This window comes from Bacillus sp. 05T31 (genome assembly GCF_056396725.1).
In genome coordinates this window covers 1-3,063 of the sequence record NZ_JBFTMA010000547.1, presented here as the reverse complement: position 1 = coordinate 3,063, position 3,063 = coordinate 1, and the positions used below count along the sequence as shown (strand labels likewise).

Sequence of the window (3,063 nt, the reverse complement as noted above, 5' to 3'; positions counted from 1 at the left end):
ACGTAACACCTAAAAGGCTAAAGAAAGTCTTTTTATTTTCAAATCCTTCATTGCGTAACTGTTCATAGGAAAAGTCTTTCGTAAAATCCATGGAAACAAAATGAAGGTTATTTGGAATTTCAAGTTCTGCTTCTTTTACTCTTATCTTCTTAAACTGTTGCGTAGAAGGATGATCAACTTCAAATATTTCTATTTTATTTTCTAATTTTCGGTTTCTAAAACTAAACGTGTCTAAGCCTGCACCGAGTATGACGTATTGTTTTGCGCCTAGTGTAATTTCATGTAGTAATACTCTTTCACAATATGCCGCACGTGCTAAAGGTGTTGGTGATAACTGAACTTGCGTAATCCATTTTAATATTTCTTTTGGATTATCTTGAAACTGCACTGCAATATCTTGATTAAAAAAATGTATCCCTTGAACCATGTTCATTTCAATATTGTTACGCTCTTTTTGTGAAATTAAATCTTTAGCTACATAATCATCAAAGATTTTAGGACTATCAAACTCACTATGATACGCCCTCCCGAAAGCTGATACTAACGACGTTACACTTGCTTCACCTTGTTTCACGCACATACACTCCTTCATTTTCACAACAAAAACAGGGTTCCCCTGGCCAGGAGAACCCTATTATACAACTTATTTTTTAATTGGTAAATTATAGCACAAATAAGTTTTTTTGTCAAGTTATACGTCTTTCTAATCGCTCAAAATCGAAACTACTCGTTCTTGCAAACGCCATTCTTGCAAACTGGATCGGCTTCGGCTGAAGTAGTATTCAGCACGGCCAGTGACTGTGATTCGGCCCATGTTTTCTCAAGCGCTTCGAGAAATACATTCGCCGGCTGCGCGCCGGAAACAACATATTTGCGATCGATGACGTAAAATGGTACGCCACTTACACCCAAACGAACGCCCTCGAGATGATCCGCCCGCACTTCATCGGTGAACTGATCACTTGCCAGCATCTCCTCTGCAGCTTTCGGATCAATCCCTGCTTCAGCGGCAATCGCAATCAACGTTTCATGACGGCCAACATGCTTACATTCGGTAAAATAAACTTTGAACAACAGCTCGGCTACCTTATTATTTTTGCCATGCTGCGCCGCAAAGTGAAGCAGACGGTGAGCGTCTAACGTATTTGTCAGCTGAAGCGTATCAAATCTTAGGTCCAATCCATCTACTTCAGCCTGTTTGGCAAGACTCTCGTGTATCTCCTTTGCCGCTTCCCGGCTCATTCCGGATCTGGCGGAAAGCACATCGTAAGCATCATATTCCGTATCTTTCTTCGCATTTTCATTCAGTTGAAAGCTTTTATAAACAATTTGCACTTGATCTTTATGAGCAAATTGCTCAAGTTCTGCTTCGATACGACGTTTCCCAATATAACAGAACGGACAAGCAATGTCTGACCACACTTCTACTTTCATTTAAAAACCCCCTTTATAATGCAACCACGTCTCAACTTGGTTGACTATATTATGCATAGTACAATAACCTCTTAAATAAAGTCAATTTAGTTGACTTTATTTAAGAGGTTATTGGGTTCTGGTGCAAATAATTAAAAAAGATATAAAAAGACGTAGATTTTTCGTTTCGCTATATTTTACATTTTTATCACTCGAACATTAGCTCTGCAACTGAATATAGGGCTGCTTTTTCATAAAAAACCTCCACATGTAGTATGTAAGGAGATTATCTCATGGTTTATTTACAAATTGTAGGTGGGGAATATTTGACGCTTACCTTTTAAACGATTTATATCGATACATTCCCTGTCATTTCAACAATTTGTTTGTTTTCTAGAAGGAAGATTTCACTTCACACAGAATATTCCTATTTAAAAATGGTAATGGAGGCTTCCCTCATGAAAAGATTAGTCATTATTACAGTAGGAAAAACGCACAGCGGAAAAACTATATTTGCAAGAGCGCTAGAAAAAGAGTTACCTAACTCTTTTATTATGGATCAAGACAACCACGCTGAATTTATTAACACGTATTATGAAAAATTGCAGCCGACAGAAGGACCGAATACACTGAAGCATGGCCTTTCAAAATTCATTGTCGATTACGCTACAGAATACACAAATCTACACCTTATCATTTGCAACTCAAATAGAAGCCGAAATGGACGAATGTATTTGCTGAATGAATTGTTTAAGAAAGAGGAATATGTACGTGTATTAGTCCCTTTTGACATTCCAGATCATGTTCTTTATGAAAGAGTGGCTCATAGTAAACGCAGTACAAATATATTTAGAGGTGACTATTCCAATTTTGAGGAAGTACTCGTTCGGCAACAAGCTGAATCACTACATGAAGATGTAGTAGATCCTGTAGAAAATGAGGCTGATTATTTGTTTGTTATTCACGATAGTAAGGATGTGAACTCTACTATAGAAGCTATTGTTCATCTTGCTGAAGATTTGTCCCCTACCCCAAAATAAGAGATTATAATAATTTCATAATCATAGATTATTATGCAAATACTTCCTATAAGCGCCGAACATGGTATATAATAATAAAATAATCTACTTCTATATGCTCAAGACTACACAAAACAGCTCATGCATATGAAAGAAAAGAGGTACAAAAATATGAAAACAAAACAAACAATCGCTGCGTCTACACTAGCTTTAGCAATGATTGCGGGATCTACCCCTACTCATGCAGAAGTAAATGATGCTACTCCCCAGCAAAGTACTGGAGATCGATTAGCTGAAATTAAGCAACATAAACAAGAGTTAGATGCGAAATTGCAGCAGCACAAAGAAAATGTGGATCAAACATTAAATGAACTTAACCAAGTTAAGGAAAATGTTGATACAAAGGTTAATGAACTACATCAACGCAAAGAAGTTGCTGATGAAAAAATCAGTGAGATTAAACAGCATAAACAAGAGTTAGATGCAAAACTTCAGCAAGACAAACAAATTGCCGAAGAGAAAATCGCTGAAATGAAAGAGCATAAAAAGCAAGTAGATGAAAAAGTTGCTGAAATGAAAGAGCATAAGCAAACTGTCGATGAAAAGGTTAATGAACTTAAAGATCATAAAC

3 protein-coding genes and 1 pseudogene are annotated in these 3,063 nt (G+C 36.7%); 2 read left to right on the top strand and 2 right to left on the bottom strand.

The annotated features are described in order from the left end of the window. The coding region (locus tag AC1DJR_RS23910) for a class I SAM-dependent methyltransferase (protein ID WP_477003666.1) at positions 1-580 on the bottom strand (580 nt) is incomplete at its 3' end. Between the two features lie 143 nt (positions 581-723). Continuing rightward, positions 724-1,434, bottom strand: coding sequence for a DsbA family oxidoreductase (locus AC1DJR_RS23905; protein ID WP_429687503.1), 711 nt, complete (start codon positions 1,432-1,434; stop codon positions 724-726). A gap of 437 nt (positions 1,435-1,871) precedes the next feature. On the opposite strand from AC1DJR_RS23905, the gene AC1DJR_RS23900 reads away from it, so the two are divergent. Beyond that, positions 1,872-2,453 (top strand): AAA family ATPase, encoded by a 582-nt coding sequence (locus AC1DJR_RS23900; RefSeq protein ID WP_429687504.1) that lies wholly within the window; start codon positions 1,872-1,874, stop codon positions 2,451-2,453. A 120-nt stretch (positions 2,454-2,573) separates the two neighbouring features. After that, a pseudogene (locus tag AC1DJR_RS23895) lies at positions 2,574-3,063 on the top strand (LPXTG cell wall anchor domain-containing protein); the annotation flags it as partial.

What these genes read in the sequence shown, in the direction of transcription:
- AC1DJR_RS23905 (WP_429687503.1), bottom strand. Translation starts at nt 1,434, where the DNA reads ATGAAAGTAGAAGTGTGGTCAGACATTGCTTGTCCGTTCTGTTATATT.
- AC1DJR_RS23900 (WP_429687504.1), top strand. Translation starts at nt 1,872, where the DNA reads ATGAAAAGATTAGTCATTATTACAGTAGGAAAAACGCACAGCGGAAAA.